17 protein-coding genes are annotated in these 14,180 nt (G+C 60.5%); 6 read left to right on the forward strand and 11 right to left on the reverse strand.

Going from position 1 to position 14,180, the window contains the following annotated elements; all coding sequences use genetic code 11:
* Window positions 1-13 precede the first annotated feature (13 nt).
* A complete protein-coding gene (locus ASE22_RS01180) occupies window positions 14-1,522 on the reverse strand; it encodes a CoA-acylating methylmalonate-semialdehyde dehydrogenase (protein WP_235536204.1) in 1,509 nt (502 codons plus the stop codon).
* A gap of 66 nt (window positions 1,523-1,588) precedes the next feature.
* Here ASE22_RS01180 and ASE22_RS01185 point away from each other — a divergent pair, with 66 nt between their 5' ends.
* From ASE22_RS01185 to ASE22_RS01210, 6 genes are all read left to right on the forward strand, one after another.
* Window positions 1,589-2,518 (forward strand): LysR family transcriptional regulator, encoded by a 930-nt coding sequence (locus ASE22_RS01185; protein WP_056353839.1) that lies wholly within the window; start codon window positions 1,589-1,591, stop codon window positions 2,516-2,518.
* Window positions 2,519-2,589: 71 nt separating this feature from the next.
* Window positions 2,590-2,997: a response regulator gene (locus ASE22_RS01190; RefSeq protein ID WP_056353841.1), complete on the forward strand. Its 408-nt coding sequence runs from the start codon at window positions 2,590-2,592 to the stop codon at window positions 2,995-2,997.
* 101 nt (window positions 2,998-3,098) lie between these two features.
* Window positions 3,099-3,893 (forward strand): Crp/Fnr family transcriptional regulator, encoded by a 795-nt coding sequence (locus ASE22_RS01195; RefSeq protein ID WP_235536183.1) that lies wholly within the window; start codon window positions 3,099-3,101, stop codon window positions 3,891-3,893.
* Window positions 3,894-3,964: 71 nt separating this feature from the next.
* A complete protein-coding gene (locus tag ASE22_RS01200) occupies window positions 3,965-4,294 on the forward strand; it encodes a hypothetical protein (RefSeq protein WP_056550256.1) in 330 nt (109 codons plus the stop codon).
* A gap of 91 nt (window positions 4,295-4,385) precedes the next feature.
* The gene (locus tag ASE22_RS01205) at window positions 4,386-5,150 is read left to right on the forward strand and encodes a response regulator (protein WP_056353849.1); all 765 of its coding nucleotides are present in this window, start codon (window positions 4,386-4,388) and stop codon (window positions 5,148-5,150) included.
* Window positions 5,151-5,243: 93 nt separating this feature from the next.
* Window positions 5,244-5,423: a CsbD family protein gene (locus tag ASE22_RS01210; protein WP_056353852.1), complete on the forward strand. Its 180-nt coding sequence runs from the start codon at window positions 5,244-5,246 to the stop codon at window positions 5,421-5,423.
* A 98-nt stretch (window positions 5,424-5,521) separates the two neighbouring features.
* Here ASE22_RS01210 and ASE22_RS01215 read toward each other — a convergent pair whose 3' ends face one another.
* The 10 genes from ASE22_RS01215 to ASE22_RS01245 form a co-directional block, all read right to left on the reverse strand.
* A complete protein-coding gene (locus tag ASE22_RS01215) occupies window positions 5,522-6,655 on the reverse strand; it encodes an NAD-dependent epimerase/dehydratase family protein (RefSeq protein WP_056353855.1) in 1,134 nt (377 codons plus the stop codon).
* A 1-nt stretch (window position 6,656) separates the two neighbouring features.
* Window positions 6,657-7,532, reverse strand: coding sequence for a hypothetical protein (locus ASE22_RS01220; protein ID WP_056353858.1), 876 nt, complete (start codon window positions 7,530-7,532; stop codon window positions 6,657-6,659).
* A complete protein-coding gene (locus ASE22_RS01225; protein WP_156397435.1) occupies window positions 7,529-8,584 on the reverse strand; it encodes a Gfo/Idh/MocA family protein in 1,056 nt (351 codons plus the stop codon). Before ASE22_RS01225 ends, ASE22_RS01220 begins: the two co-directional genes overlap by 4 nt.
* Window positions 8,585-8,707: 123 nt before the next feature.
* The gene (locus tag ASE22_RS26545; protein ID WP_156397437.1) at window positions 8,708-9,706 is read right to left on the reverse strand and encodes a hypothetical protein; all 999 of its coding nucleotides are present in this window, start codon (window positions 9,704-9,706) and stop codon (window positions 8,708-8,710) included.
* Complete coding sequence (locus ASE22_RS26550) at window positions 9,703-10,662, reverse strand: hypothetical protein (RefSeq protein ID WP_156397439.1); 960 nt, start codon at window positions 10,660-10,662, stop codon at window positions 9,703-9,705. The genes ASE22_RS26545 and ASE22_RS26550 overlap by 4 nt, the downstream gene beginning before the upstream one ends.
* A gap of 61 nt (window positions 10,663-10,723) precedes the next feature.
* Window positions 10,724-11,935 carry an O-antigen ligase family protein gene (locus ASE22_RS26555; protein ID WP_156397441.1) on the reverse strand — a complete coding sequence of 404 codons (1,212 nt, stop codon included), beginning with the start codon at window positions 11,933-11,935 and terminating at the stop codon, window positions 10,724-10,726.
* 9 nt (window positions 11,936-11,944) lie between these two features.
* On the reverse strand, window positions 11,945-12,589 hold the full coding sequence (locus tag ASE22_RS01235) for a DapH/DapD/GlmU-related protein (RefSeq protein ID WP_056353867.1): 645 nt from the start codon (window positions 12,587-12,589) through the stop codon (window positions 11,945-11,947).
* A 6-nt stretch (window positions 12,590-12,595) separates the two neighbouring features.
* The gene (locus ASE22_RS26560; protein WP_156397443.1) at window positions 12,596-12,772 is read right to left on the reverse strand and encodes a hypothetical protein; all 177 of its coding nucleotides are present in this window, start codon (window positions 12,770-12,772) and stop codon (window positions 12,596-12,598) included.
* A gap of 130 nt (window positions 12,773-12,902) precedes the next feature.
* Window positions 12,903-13,616 carry an extensin-like domain-containing protein gene (locus tag ASE22_RS01240; protein ID WP_056353868.1) on the reverse strand — a complete coding sequence of 238 codons (714 nt, stop codon included), beginning with the start codon at window positions 13,614-13,616 and terminating at the stop codon, window positions 12,903-12,905.
* Window positions 13,617-13,655: 39 nt separating this feature from the next.
* The gene (locus ASE22_RS01245) at window positions 13,656-13,940 is read right to left on the reverse strand and encodes a hypothetical protein (RefSeq protein ID WP_056356175.1); all 285 of its coding nucleotides are present in this window, start codon (window positions 13,938-13,940) and stop codon (window positions 13,656-13,658) included.
* Window positions 13,941-14,180 lie beyond the last annotated feature (240 nt).

Raw genomic sequence — 14,180 nt, forward strand, 5'->3', positions numbered from 1 at the left:
AGGCTTTTTCAGATCACCCCATGGTCGGGATGACGAAGGCGCTGTCGCCGGTGCCGCCACCGTCGGGCCAGCGCTGCGTCACTGTCTTGACCTTCGTGAAGAACTTGACGCCTTCCATGCCGTGCTGGTTGGTGTCGCCAAAGGCCGAGCGCTTCCAGCCACCGAAGGTGTGATAGGCGACCGGCACCGGGATCGGCACGTTGATGCCGACCATGCCGACGTTCACGCGGGCCGCGAACTCGCGCGCTGCGTGGCCATTACGGGTGAAGATCGCGACGCCATTGCCATATTGATGCTGGCTGGGCAGCGCGACCGCCTCCTCGAAATTGGCGGCGCGGACGATCTGGAGCACCGGGCCGAAGATCTCCTCCTGGTAGCTCTGCATCGACGGCTTGACGTGGTCGAACAGCGTCGGGCCGACGAAAAAGCCCTTCTCGTGCCCCTGCAGCGCAAAGCCCCGCCCATCGACGACCAGTTCGGCGCCCTCGTCGACGCCCATCTGGATGTAGCTTTCGATCTTCGCCTTGTGCGCGGCGGTGACGACCGGGCCGTAATGCGCCTCCTTGTCGGTCGACACCCCGACCCGCAGCGCCTCGATCGCCGGGATCAGCTTGGCGCGCAGGCGATCGGCGGTGTCCTGGCCGACCGGCACGACGACCGGCAGCGCCATGCAGCGCTCGCCCGCCGACCCGAAGGCCGCGCCCGCCAGATCGTTTACGACCTGGTCCAGATCGGCGTCAGGCATGACGATGCCGTGGTTCTTGGCACCGCCCATCGCCTGGACGCGCTTGCCGGCGGCGACGCCGCGCTGGTAGACATAATGGGCGATGTCGGACGAGCCGACGAAGCTTATCGCCTTCACGTCGGGATGGTCGAGCAGCGCATCGACCATCACCTTGTCGCCATGGACGACCTGGAGGATGCCGTCGGGGAGCCCCGCTTCCTTCATCAGCTCGGCGAGCCGCACCGGCACCGACGGATCGCGCTCAGACGGCTTGAGGATGAAGGCGTTGCCGACCGCGATCGCGACGCCGAACATCCACATCGGGATCATCGCCGGGAAGTTGAACGGGGTGATGCCCGCGACGATGCCGAGCGGCTGCCGCATCGAATAGACGTCGATGCCGGGCCCCGCGCCGATCGTGAACTCGCCCTTCAGGACGTGCGGGATGCCGCAAGCGAACTCGATCACTTCGAGCCCGCGCTGGATGTCGCCCTTGGAGTCGGCGATCACCTTGCCATGTTCGGAGGAGAGCAGATGCGCCAGCTCCTCCATGTTCTTCTCGACCAGTTCCTTGAACTTGAACATCACCCGGGCGCGACGCTGCGGGTTGGTCGAGGCCCAGGCCGGCTGCGCCGCGTTCGCGAGGGCGACCGCCTTGTCGAGTTCGGCCTGCGCACCGAGCGGGACGCGAGCCTGGACGCTGCCGTTGTTGGGATCGAACACGTCGCTGAAACGGGTAGCGGGGCTCGTCGAGCCGTCCGCGAAAAAGTGGGAAATCTCTCGCACCTGGGTCGCCATGATCTGCATCTCCTGCGTGTCGCCGCGACCCATCGACCCCTGCCAGCGCGCTGGCAAGGCCTTGCAATGCAGCCTTGGCCTGCAATAATGCAGCCGATGCACTGGGATGACCTACAATTTTTCCTGTCGCTCGCCCGAACCGGCCTGCTGACCAACGCGGCCCGCCAACTCGACGTCGATGCGACGACGGTCGGCCGCCGCATCCGTCGGCTGGAAACCAGCCTGGGCGGGCAGACGCTGTTCGTGCAGGGCCGCGAGGGCCATGTCCTGACCGATGCCGGGCGCCGCCTGCTCGGGCGCGTCGAGACGATCGAGCGCGAAGCCGATGCCATCGCTGCGGGCGGCGACCAGGCGATCGGCGAGGACGTGCGCGGCCGCCTGCGGGTCAGCGCCTCGGAAGGCTTCGGCACCTGGCTGGTGGCCCATCATCTCGGCGAGTTCGCGACCGCCCACCCCCTCCTGACGATCGACCTGGCCGCGAACAGCGGTTTCCTCGACCCGTCGCGCCGGGAGGCCGACGTCGCGATCCTGCTCGCCCGTCCCCAGCGCGGACCGTTGATCACCAAGAAGCTGACCGACTATCGGCTGCGCCTCTATGCCGCCACGGGTTATCTGGAGCAGCATCCGCCGATCGCGACGCGCGCCGACCTGTCGGCGCACCGTATGATCGGCTATATCCCCGACCTGCTCTATTCGCCCGAGCTCAACTATCTCGACGAACTGGGCCCGGCGATCGATGCGCGGCTGCGCTCCTCCTCGATCAACGCACAATATCGGATGATCGCCGCCGGCGCGGGGATCGGCGTGCTACCCTGCTTTATCGGCGATCGCGACCAGAGCCTCGTCCAGGTCCTGCCCGATCTCGCGATCACCCGGTCCTTCTGGCTCGTCACCCATCAGGACAGCCGCCATCTGCCGCGCAACGCTTTGTTCGTCGAATGGCTGTCGTCCCTTGTCCACCACCAGCGCGCGCGCCTGCTCGGCGAAGGGCCCTGATCGGCCCATCGGGGAACCCGATGCGGCGCTCCGCGTTCTGACCGGCCACGGGGTTGGAGCAGTTGCGTATCATGGAACATATTCTTGTGGTCGAGGACGAGATGATCGTCGCGCTCGACCTGGAACATATCCTGGCATCGGCCGGGCATGAGGTCGTCGGCATAGCACCCGATACCGAAACCGCGCTGGAACTGGCCCCGGCCTGCTCGCTCGCGCTGGTCGACATAAACCTGCGCGACGGTGCGACGGGTCCCGCGATCGGAACCGAAATCGCCCGCCGCTACGGCGCAAGGGTGGTGTTCGTCACCGCCAACCCCGAACAGATCGGCGATGCCGCCCGTTTCTCGCTGGGTCATGTCAGGAAGCCCTTCGACCAGGCATCGATCCTGCGCGCGATCGCCGAGGCGCGCGACGCCGACAGCCCCGGGAGCTTCCCCGATCATCCGATGTCCAGCGCCGCGCCGGGCGCCAGCGCCTGATATCCATATCCTGGCCTCGATTTTCACCCTTAACTAAGTCACGACGGAATCTAGCTTTTCGTTTCGGCGGCCGATTTTTTTCATGACCCGTACGTGTTCGAGTGAACAAGTACGGAGGTGCAACGTTTCATATTCGACCAGTGGAGTTGAGTATGATCGAACGCGAAACCGCTGTGCAGAACCGTTTGCTTGGCGCTCTCAAGCCCGACGATCTGGATCTGTTGCTACCGTCCTGCACCCTTCATGAATTCGCACCGGGCAAGATCCTCCAGGAGGCCGGCGTCGACGTTCGCTATTCCTGGTTTCCGCTCGGCGATGCCGCCGCATCCTTCGTAGTTGCCGCCGATGCCAACCATCTCGTCGATGCGGCGCTGATCGGCCGCGAGGGCGCGGTGTGTGGCCTGGTTTCCTCGGGCCGCCTCCCCGCCTATGCCCGGGCTCATGTCCAGTTCGGCGGCCGCTTTCTGCGCTTGCCGCTCTCGGCGCTGGCGCAGGCGCGGCAACAATCGCCCAACATTGCCCACTGGATGTCGCGCTATGCCGACTGCCTGGTCGCGCAACTGTTCCAGTCAGCGGCGTGCAATGCCTCGCATACCATCGCGCAGCGCCTGTCACGCTGGTTGCTCGCCACGCGCGACCGCATCCGTCGCGATGAGATCGTCATCACCCAGGAGCAATTGGGCGAGATGCTCGGAGTCGGACGCAGCTTCATCAACCGCTCGCTCCGCCAGCTGGGCCTGAAGGGCATCCTCACCTCGCGTCGCCGGCGCATCGTGATCCTCGACGTCGAGCAGCTCCATGCCACCGCCTGCGACTGCAACGAGCGTATCCGCGATCATTTCGACCAGGTGCTGATTGGGGTCTATCCGGCCGAAGCCGAATCGGTCGCGGCCTGAACGCCTGCGGCAGGATCGATTGCGATGTCCATGCGTTGCCCAGCGAGGCGGGCAGCCGAGAGGAGAATGACATGAAGAGCATTTTCGCGGGAGGCGCAACGATCGCCCTCATCCTCATGGCCACCACCGCATCGGCACAGGTCGGCGGCGCGCTCGGAGCGAGCGCGGGAGGCGGCGGCAGCCAGGTTTCGGCCGGCGCGAACGTCCAGACCCCCGGCACCGGTGCGGTCGTCGACGCGCAAGCGGACGCGCAGACGGAGCAAGCCGGCACCGATCTGAAGCGGGCAACGCGCAAGTCGCATCGCGATATCGCGACCACGGCCAACGGCAAAGCCACGGTCGGGGGAAGCGCCGCCGTTCCTTCGAGCTCCGAACCTCGAACACCGGACGGCGGAAGCTGATCCCGTTCCGACCGTCCCATAGGCGGCGCCGGTGCAACCATCGCACCGGCGCCGCGTTCGTTTCAGCACATTCCAAAGGAGCCGCACCATCGTGACCCTCGGCAAGGATCTCGCCCCTCATCTGCCGTTCCTTCGCCGCTACGCGCGCGCGCTCGCCGGATCGCAACGCATCGGCGACGCGCTGGTCCGGACGGCGCTGGAAACGATCGTCGCCGATCCCGGTCGCTTCCCGCGCGACGTCGACCTGCGGATGGGCCTCTATGCCGCGTTGATGGGACAATGGGACCTCAAGCGCGAACGCGACCTGCACCGCGAATCAGAGGGCCTCGCTTCCATCGACTCGCGACCGCGCCAGGCCCTGCTGCTGACCGAGATGGAGGGTTTCACGCCGGAGGACGCCGGCTATCTGATGGGATGCGATCGCAACGAGGTCGAACGGCTCGCCGCCGAGGCCTGTAGCGAGATCGAACGACAGCCGCCGATCGACGTCCTGATCATCGAGGACGAACCGATGATAGCGATGGACCTCGAACAGCTGGTGACAGATCTCGGCCACCGGGTGACCGACATCGCCGTCACCCACGAGGAAGCCGTCGCCACCGCCCGGGCCATGCGGCCGGGCCTGGTCCTCGCGGATATCCGGCTGGCCGACGAGAGTTCAGGCATCGAGGCGGTGCAGGAGATATTGCAGGAGTTCAGCCTGCCGGTGATCTTCATCACCGCCTATCCCGAACGGCTGCTGACCGGGGAGCGCCCGGAGCCCGCCTTCCTGATCACCAAGCCGTTTCAACCGTCGACGATCAAGGCCGCGATCGGCCAGGCGCTCTACTTCAGGCGAACGATGACCAACGCCTGAAGATCGTTACGGATACGAATAACTTCAAAAGCTTATCGGACCTTTTTAACACTTCATCCGTTCTATCTTCGACCATGACGAAGGAGATTTACGATGGGTGAGATGCTCGACAAGGCCAAGGGCCACGCCAATGAAGCGATCGGCAAGGCGAAGCGCGCCGTGGGCGACGCTACCGACCGGCCCGACATTCGCGCCGAAGGAGACGCCCAGGAAGCCAAGGGCGATCTCCAGAAAGCCAAGGGTGACGTGAAGGGCGCGATCAACAAGATCTGACCTTCTCCACCGTCCAAGACAGAAAGCCGCGCCCGGATGGGTGCGGCTTTCTCTTTGTCAGCCATCTTTCGAAGCGCGTTGCAGATGCCGCACGCAGGCTATTTGAGCAGGCCCTTCGCGCGCATCTCCGCCAGCGATTCCTCATAGGTGCTCGCCACGGGCGAGGATTGCAGCACCCATCGCGCGAACGCCTCTATTCCACGATCGAAGTCCCAGTCGGGCGAGAAGCCCAGCCTGTCGCGGATATGCGCGGTGCAGGCGTAATTGTGGCGGATGTCGCCCAGGCGGAAATTGCCGCTGATGCTGCTGTCGACGGGCCGACCGAGGTGGCGACCCAGCGTCTCCGCTACGGCAAGGACGCTGGTCGGCACGCCGGTACCGACATTGAACACGCCGCCCGCCGCGCCGGGGTGCTCGATCCCCAGCGTCGTCGCGCGCACGACATCGTCGACGAAGACGAAGTCGCGGCTTTCTTCCCCGTCCTCGAAGATGTTGATCGGCTGGCCGTTGAGGATCAGGGTCGAGAAGATCGAAAGTATGCCGGTATAGGGATTGGTCAGGGACTGCCCGGGCCCGAAGACATTCTGATAGCGGAAGGCGACCGGCTCGATGCCTATCGTCGGACAGACGGTCATCACCATCTGTTCCTGCACCTGCTTGGTGATGCCGTAGACCGAGGAAGGATGGAGCTTCGACCCTTCATCGGTCGCGAGCAGCTCGAGCGGCGCTACGGCACCCGGATAATGGACCGCGAAGTCGCCCGCTTCCATGGCGGCGGCGCTGCGCGAACCGGGATAGACGATGCCCAGTTCGGCCGACAGATATTTGCCCTCGCCATAGACCGACCGCGAAGAGGCGACGACGAAGCGCTTCACCCGGTGGCGCGCATTGGCGAGAATATCGAGCAGCAGCGCGGTGCCACCGATATTGACCGCGCTATAATGCTCGATCTGGTACATCGACTGGCCGGTTCCGGTTTCCGCGGCGAGGTGGACGACCGCATCGACATCCGCCAACGCCGCCGCCATCGCCCCGCGGTCGGTCACGCTGGCGCGAGCGAAATCGACCTTCCCCGCGATCGAGCGGTAAAGATCCGACCGTTCGGGCCGATCGCCATGAACCTGCGGGGAAAGCGTATCGACCACGCGAACGGCATGGCCCTGCGCGATCAGCCGCAGCGCGAGCCGGGAGCCGATGAAGCCGGCGCCGCCCGTGATCAGGATCAACGCCATGCTACTTCCCTATCAACGTCACGGTCTGATCGATATTCTTCCTCGAGGAAGCGCCGAACACCACGGACTGAATGCCCAGGCGGTTGACGAATTCATAGGCTTCCGGCGCGGGGATCGCACCCGAGGCCAAGGTCGACATCGCCATCATCGGATAGGCGTCGCCGTCATTCTGCGCGAGGGCATCGACATAGGCATCGACATCGGGCGACATCAGATAGCCGATCTTGTTGATCGACGAGCAGATCACGACGTCGCGCAGTCCCCATTCGATCAGCTTGCGGCGAAGCAGCGGCATATTCTGCGTGATAAGGCCCGGCAGCGCTCCATAGGCCTTGCGCACATAGGCGCAATATTCGCCCAATATCTCGGCCTGGTCGTAGCCCAGCATCAGATCGGTGACGATGTTCTGGAGAAACACGACACGGATGTCGAGCCCACGGAACATTCCCATTTCCTGATCGACCAGCAGCTTCATCAGCCGCACCGCGTCGAGCGTCGCCAATGCCATGCCGCCGCGTGCGATCTTGCCCAGCGCGGATCCCGTGCCCGCGGCGAAGAGCATCGCGTTGAGGGCCCCGACCATGCCCTTTTCCGCAACGAGACTCGCATATTTGTGGGGATAGGGGATCGACGGATACCAGGCGATTGCCGGATATTCCGACTTTCGCGACCGGAAGCGGTCGCAGATCGCCACGGCCCGTTCGTTGCTGTTCAACATCACGGCGCGGATGCCGGCGTCGAAGGCCTGGTCGTAGACGCCGAAGATCGCGTCGATATCCGCGAAGCGTTCGGCCTGCTCCTGCGCCTTTTCCTGCGACATGTGGTTGATGCCGAAGAACTGGTTGTCGCCGAAGACGATGGGATCGATGCGGTTCATGCCGGCACCCCATCGAAAGCCGGGTCGAATGCGGCGGCGTCGCGGAACATGTCGTCGATCACCGCCAGCACCGCCGCACCGTCCGCGAAGGTGCAGCGCATCTGGGCGCGTCCGCGAATGCACTCGATGAAATGTTGGAGTTGCGCGGTGAACTCGATGCCGCGGAGATAGAAGGGAACGCTGCTGAAGACGTCGGTGATGTAGAGCTGGTTCCAGCCTGCTTCGAGGCTATGATCCGGCGCGGGTGCGGTGAGGAATATCTTCATGCCATGCTGGTCTGCGAGCAGCTTGCCGGTGGTGCCGAACAGCTCGATCTTGTTGGTGGGTTTCCTGTAGCTCGGGTCGCTCCAGTTGATGTTGATCGAACCGGTGAGCCCCGAACGGTAGAAATAGTTTCCGGCGACGATATCCTCGACCTGCTTCGACCAGACCTTGGTCAGGCAGGTGCCGGCAACCCGGTCCGGCCGACCGAACAGGAAGTTGATCAAGTCGATCGCATGGCTCGCCATCTCGTACATCGCGCCGCCGCCGCTGGCGTGGGTCGCGCGCCACCCCTCCTCGCCTTGCTCGTCGATGATGGTACGGCTGTACATCTCGCTGCGGAAACGCAGCGGCTTGCCCAGCAGGCCCGCGCGGATCAAATCATGGGCACGAACGAACATGTCGTTGAAGCGGTTCACATAGCCGACCTGGTTGACCAGCCCGGCCTCGTCGAACAACCGGGCCAGCTCCGCGCCACCTTCGGCGGACAATGCGAAGGGTTTCTCGACGAAGGCGTGAAGGCGCCGCGCATGCAACTCGCGCAGCACCTCGTCATTGGCCGCCGGCGGGGTGCAGAGCAGCACTGCATCCAGCTGCTCGCCGTCGAGAAGCGTCCGATAATCCTTGTAGGTGCGGACCCCGGCATATTTCGAAAGCAATTTGTTGATCAACGCCGAGGGGTCGGCGATCGCGACGATCTCGACTTCCGGATGGGTGTTGAGGATCGCCTGGTGCGTGATGCCCATGCGGCCCGCACCGATGATCGCCAATTTCAGTTTCGCGTCAGACACAGCGCTTCCTTCCTGACGCTCCGCCCACCCGCCTCAGAAAGGGTCGTGGCTTCAATGGAAAACAACTTCAACATACAAGGCATCATCTCGGCTTGAATCGTCCGAAGCCGATTAGGCAAGACCTCATGATTTGTCTCCCCTTCTCGATCGCCCTGAAAGATCGCCCAGGAGTTCCGCGATAAAAATATCACTCCCTCGCTGTTTCGGCGCGATACCGGCCCGAGACAGGCTTTCAACAAGCGCTGGCAATCGGCCGACATCTCCATCGAGCGGGAAAGTGCCGATCGAGCCCGCCGGAAAAATGCCGGAGGCTTCTACATGCGGGTTGTTGGTGATCACAGCGACGCCCAAGCTCTGGGCTTCGTGACAACGTACGGTGATGCCGCTCTGTAACGGATGTGCATAATCGAGTGTCGTATGCGAGCGAGCTATCAACCCCATCGCCTCTGGATAAGGTAGCGGCTTGAACGAAATATGATGCCGTAGTCGCCAGACCGTGAGAGGGGCGCGGAGTGCATGCAAGGCAAGAATTATTCGACTCGATACGAAAAGGAATACGGAAACAGGATGCCCCGGCAGCGCCCGGAGTATCCGGTCAACATAGATTAAGCGATCAGAATGTACGCGCATGACTACCGACAAAGCGATGTCCCGGCGCTGCTCCTTCGTACCCTCCGCGGCTGAGAAGAGATGAACCAGAGGCAACCCAAAGCATTTAGCGTCTATTATATCGAATGTCGCATAGCGATCGGTTAGATCATGCCAAGAAAGCGGCGACGGATTGAAACGGAAGCTGTCGAAGTTATAACCAACGACGTAATCCGCTCGTTCCTTGAGCCAACGGATCGCCTCCCTGCCGATCCCGCGACCTTTGATGATCACAATTAGATTGTAGCGCGGCCTACCGGCAAGCCTCTTGCGCAGTCCGAACAAAGTGAATCGTCGCAACAGCGGTAAACAGATCTTCCCAAGCACCTTGCCGAGCGCATTGGCTGGAAATTCCTCGTTGAGCGTTTCAACGACATAACCTCGGCGTTCCAAGGCCGCGACGACGTCCAAGTGGAAGGAATAGAATGAGAGCGGCGCAATCAGCAGGCAGCGCTGCGGCCCATATACATTCATTGCGCGCCAATGCCCAGAAGTCGGCGTACAAAAGTCTGGATATGATACTCTGGAAATCTCGCATCCGGATCCAATAGCGGTACCTCCAGAAATTCGGATACGCCGGAGAAGTCCAAGTCCTCAAAGACATGAATACGGTCCGGACTGTAGAAGGGCTCCTCCCGCACCCAGCTATTGTTGGTAACGATCTTCTTGCCAGCGCAAAGATTTTCCATCATCCGCATCGTCTGGCCAGATTGTTGGTGATTGGCGAAGTCAAAAACTGCTATGGATTGTTCAGCCATGGCATGAGAAGCTTTTTCGCTAATCGAACGTAACGAAAAACCGCGTGGTATGAGCGCGGCCCGCAGCAAGCGCAAATAGACGACCGGCGTGATTTTTACGAAGCAATCGAAATCAATCCCTTTAGCCCTGCAATAATTCTTGAATGCACACACGGCTATATAGCGTTTGGGATTTACTATATTTCCTATCATATAAATGGCGCGCGCACGGCTTCTGTCATTTCTTAGACGCTGCATATCGCGCGATGCGAATAGCGGCAGATAGCGAAATCCATGCCGGGCAGCGTCGACACTATCGAATGTGAAGATCTCGTCGAAATACGGCGCCTGCGCTAGATAATTATGAGTCGACAAGGAATCCCAATTGTAGAGTACAAATCGCGCACCAGGCTGAACAGAGCGCAAAATATCCAAGTAACCCGGCGAAATTTGGTGAGCCTGAAGAAAAACAACCCGATCAAATCGAATATTCTTAACGGATCTTAGCGCCCTGGCGTGGTGACGCTTCAAAAATGCCTCGTACCAGCCGCGCGCCAATGTCCTAAATATCTTGAATAATAACGTCCGAGGCTGAATATCTATATATGTTACGGCAGCACCAAACGCTTCCATTTCGGCGATTATATCCGTCGTATAACGATGGTAATCGATCCCGAAAAATAGTATTCTCATCTATATTAACCCGAAAATAATCGCTCATTGCCGGACCATAAAACCGACTACACATTTTCTTCTAGTAAACTTGGTCAATTTTATGGTGAGAGCGCAGCATTCCGCTAAAAACAAACATTAATATCATGGGAGTAAAGAAAAATGCTTCAGTTAATAGCGAAACAAAAATTATGGATGGAAAAACTAATCCCCTGATAAATTTTTGGCGAAATAGACCATAGATGTAAATTGATCCGACCAAGAATCCGAGACTATAAAAGACAGCCACAATCCCATTAGAACTCGACCGATTAATTATAGTGTGGTCATCAAGTTTGCTTTCCTTGTATCCCAAATAATATGCCTCCTGATAATATCGGTCATAATCAAAGCCGATACCGGTGAGCGGATATTCTGATGCTATCGCTAGACCTGTCCACAAATCATATTCGCGCGCCCAGGAAGATCCCCGGTTTGCTCCCGTGAATTTATTATCCACATTCGTTGATATGATTGCCAACAGGATTCCCATAACAATTGGCGCGATGAGAATTATTTGCATTACCCATGCTATTTTGGGTGAGTTGTTCGTAGGACGCAAAAAATAGAGACCCACAAGGCCGCTGACGATAAATACACCGGTGGTCGACTGTGTGCAGAGAACTGCCACCACAGCCAAGGCAAAATCCTTTCGGATACGGCGGACGAACATCGCAAAATAAGCGAACATATTTAGGTAAAGCTGAAATACGCCGGGTTCGTAAAAAAATCCATCCGGTCTTACTAATGCCGAACCCCCTTCGACTGTTGTGTGGAAGGTTAGGATTAGCCCTATCGTATAATAGGATGCATCATCCACATAAAACGGCGAAAATGCAGCCGGCGCGATCAAGCCAACGATTGTCGTAGCGATCGACTGAAAACACATGAATTTAAGAATGGGGTAGATGTCATCAACGAAAGCATCCCCGCCAGCATCGATATAAATACTCAATATCATCAGGCCGAGAAGAAAATTCGCGAAACGCACAGCGATTACGGAATTAAATATGTCATCGGCATTTAATATGGCTAAAACAAATGTTAACAATAGTATAAATATACAAAAACCGAACTCGCGTCGAGTCAGGAACCGGATTCCCTGAATCAAAATACAGATAACCACAAGCAGAGCGGCGAGAGGTATTCGCGGAAATATCAGATTCCCGCCGCTCAGCAACATGCAAGTGAAAAGGGCTGTGCGGCGCAGCAACTGCCCGTCTACGAAGCTCTTGTTGAGGGTAATAGACCACATATAGGCGCCTTAGCTAGTCACTTGCATATCGGCGGCAGCAACGGGTGCCGTCATGATACCATCTCGAAATCGACCGTCTGGGTCGGTTGGCAGCCATCGTCTACGTGATGTGCAAAAACGCCGGACGATCTTTGCCGGCGCGCCGACCACGACCGAATAATCCGGAATGACGCCCGTAACGACGCTGTTCGCCCCGACAATGCAGTTCCGTCCGACGGTGGCGGACAAGATGCAGACGTTTTCGCCCAACCAAGTTCCATCTCCGATGGATACCGAAGCCCCCTTTTCCAGCCCCTGGTGCAGGATCGGCAGATCGACGTTTCCGAAAGCATGGCCGCAATCACTAATGAAAACTCGGTGCGCAATCAGGACATCCTTGCCTAGACTGACGTCGTGCGAGCACACGATGTGCGCGAACTCGCCGATCTTTGTCCCGTTGCCGATGGATAGTCGAGGGTCGTTGACGAGATCCCTGACCACCAAAATACACGCGGCCTGCGCGATCGTCACATCGTCGCCGACGTGCATATTCTTCAAGCCGGTAAGCCGCAGCGGCCAGACCACGCGCACGCGGCGTCCAAAGCTGCCAAACAACCATCCGAAGAGCCGATAGAGCAGGACCGACAGATAGTCGCGGATCCGGAAGATACTCATGCCGCCCTACCCCAACACGCCACTCATCGCGGAATTGCCGAACGCTCGCGAGAGCAACCAAAAGTTCGCGAGGAAACAATCCCGTTCAGCCCTATTGGTCGAATTGATCAGGCTCACATCCTCGAGTGCGCAGCAGATAGCGAAAAACGCAGCCGCAGCAAAGGCCAGGATGGTGAAGGTCATTCCGCATCAACCCGACATCGTAGCTGCGATAGCAGATCAGCGCGTTAATGTCAGATCGACGACACTCCGATATCGTAGATCACCCACTCCAGAGCCTGAGGCGGATACGTCAAGAAATCGTCGAAGCCGCTCACCGACAAAAGGACCAACCGCCCCTCGGCGCCTGGTCCAGATGAAGGTGATCCCGGTGCAGATCGTTATAATCCGGAGACAGGACGGTCGAGAACATGCGGCAGGCGCCGTCGCGGATTTCGTGCAGGAAGGCAGCCTCCGGGCCCTTGCCCTTCCAGTCGGCCGCGATGCCGATGCGGCGGCCGTCGGCCAGCCGGAAGCCGGCGACGTCGATCGCGTTGGCGCGCGCATGCTCGCTCCAGCGCCCCTCGCGGCCGCCGCGGACGGGACGGCAGGCGTAGCTGCCGAAATTGTCGATCCGGACGACGGGCTGGCCGAAATGCCGCTGCGCCGCGGGCTGCAGCACCTGCTTCTCCCAGAGGAACAGGCCGAGCGCGACCGGGCAGGCTATCCGGGCGCGCGGTGCATAGGAGAAGTCGGGTGCCTGGTCGAGCGCGACGCCGTCGGCATAGCCGCACGCCTCGCGCCCCCGAACCGGCGGCAGGGCGTCATAATCCTCGGCTGCGGCGTCGAGCACGCTTCGGCAGGCGGGGAAATCGTCGCGTAGCCCGGCGATCTTGAGGTTGGTGAAGCGCCCCACCGGTTCGGCGAGCGAGAGGGGCGTCCAGGGCAGGTCCTGCGGATGGCCCCTCCCCCAATGATAGAGCACCAGCCCGAGGGCGGCGACGACGACCGTCAGAAAAAGACGTCGGGCGAAACGCTGGAAGGCCATGGCTGGCAATACGCGCCAGCCCGGCCGATGGTGCCACGATCAGCGGCGGCGATCCCCACCCGCGACCGAGGACCAGCCCGCCACGACGACCAGGAAGGCGAGATCGGCCGCGAGGACACCGATCGCGAGCGATTCGGTCGCCTGCGCCGCCAGGTAGCCGAGGACCAGGAAAAACAGGATCGCCAGCATTGCACCGAGAAACGGCAAGATACGGCCCCGCGGCCCTACCGACCGACGCGACGGTATACCGCGTGCGACGAGGGAAAGGGTCACCGCCTTGGCCGGGGCCGCCGCAGGCGGCAGATCGGATTGCAGATACGCCATCGTCATGCTCCACTGTGCCGATCGCGCCATCACGATCCCTGTTACCACCCATATAGGATAGCCGCGTACCGATCGGTACACCCTATCCGGCAACACAGCGTTTACACTTCTTGACGATTCGCGGAGTGATGCCGCGCACAGCCATGCGAATAGCGGCGCGCGCCGGACGAAGACCCTGGAAAGGAGAGGCCCGGAACCCGATGCCGGCGGCACCAAGGTCCCGGGCCCCTGCCCGTCATT

Origin of the sequence: Sphingomonas sp. Root720, from assembly GCF_001428605.1 — a bacterium.
Classification (GTDB): Bacteria; Pseudomonadota; Alphaproteobacteria; order Sphingomonadales; family Sphingomonadaceae; genus Rhizorhabdus.

What these genes read in the sequence shown, in the direction of transcription:
- ASE22_RS01190 (WP_056353841.1), top strand. Translation starts at nt 2,590, where the DNA reads ATGGAACATATTCTTGTGGTCGAGGACGAGATGATCGTCGCGCTCGAC.
- ASE22_RS26545 (WP_156397437.1), bottom strand. Translation starts at nt 9,706, where the DNA reads ATGAATGTATATGGGCCGCAGCGCTGCCTGCTGATTGCGCCGCTCTCA.
- ASE22_RS01235 (WP_056353867.1), bottom strand. Translation starts at nt 12,589, where the DNA reads ATGAGTATCTTCCGGATCCGCGACTATCTGTCGGTCCTGCTCTATCGG.
- ASE22_RS01245 (WP_056356175.1), bottom strand. Translation starts at nt 13,940, where the DNA reads ATGGCGTATCTGCAATCCGATCTGCCGCCTGCGGCGGCCCCGGCCAAG.
- ASE22_RS01180 (WP_235536204.1), bottom strand. Translation starts at nt 1,522, where the DNA reads ATGGCGACCCAGGTGCGAGAGATTTCCCACTTTTTCGCGGACGGCTCG.
- ASE22_RS01220 (WP_056353858.1), bottom strand. Translation starts at nt 7,532, where the DNA reads ATGAACCGCATCGATCCCATCGTCTTCGGCGACAACCAGTTCTTCGGC.
- ASE22_RS01200 (WP_056550256.1), top strand. Translation starts at nt 3,965, where the DNA reads ATGAAGAGCATTTTCGCGGGAGGCGCAACGATCGCCCTCATCCTCATG.
- ASE22_RS26555 (WP_156397441.1), bottom strand. Translation starts at nt 11,935, where the DNA reads ATGTGGTCTATTACCCTCAACAAGAGCTTCGTAGACGGGCAGTTGCTG.
- ASE22_RS26560 (WP_156397443.1), bottom strand. Translation starts at nt 12,772, where the DNA reads ATGACCTTCACCATCCTGGCCTTTGCTGCGGCTGCGTTTTTCGCTATC.
- ASE22_RS01185 (WP_056353839.1), top strand. Translation starts at nt 1,589, where the DNA reads ATGCAGCCTTGGCCTGCAATAATGCAGCCGATGCACTGGGATGACCTA.
- ASE22_RS01210 (WP_056353852.1), top strand. Translation starts at nt 5,244, where the DNA reads ATGGGTGAGATGCTCGACAAGGCCAAGGGCCACGCCAATGAAGCGATC.
- ASE22_RS01215 (WP_056353855.1), bottom strand. Translation starts at nt 6,655, where the DNA reads ATGGCGTTGATCCTGATCACGGGCGGCGCCGGCTTCATCGGCTCCCGG.
- ASE22_RS01240 (WP_056353868.1), bottom strand. Translation starts at nt 13,616, where the DNA reads ATGGCCTTCCAGCGTTTCGCCCGACGTCTTTTTCTGACGGTCGTCGTC.
- ASE22_RS26550 (WP_156397439.1), bottom strand. Translation starts at nt 10,662, where the DNA reads ATGAGAATACTATTTTTCGGGATCGATTACCATCGTTATACGACGGAT.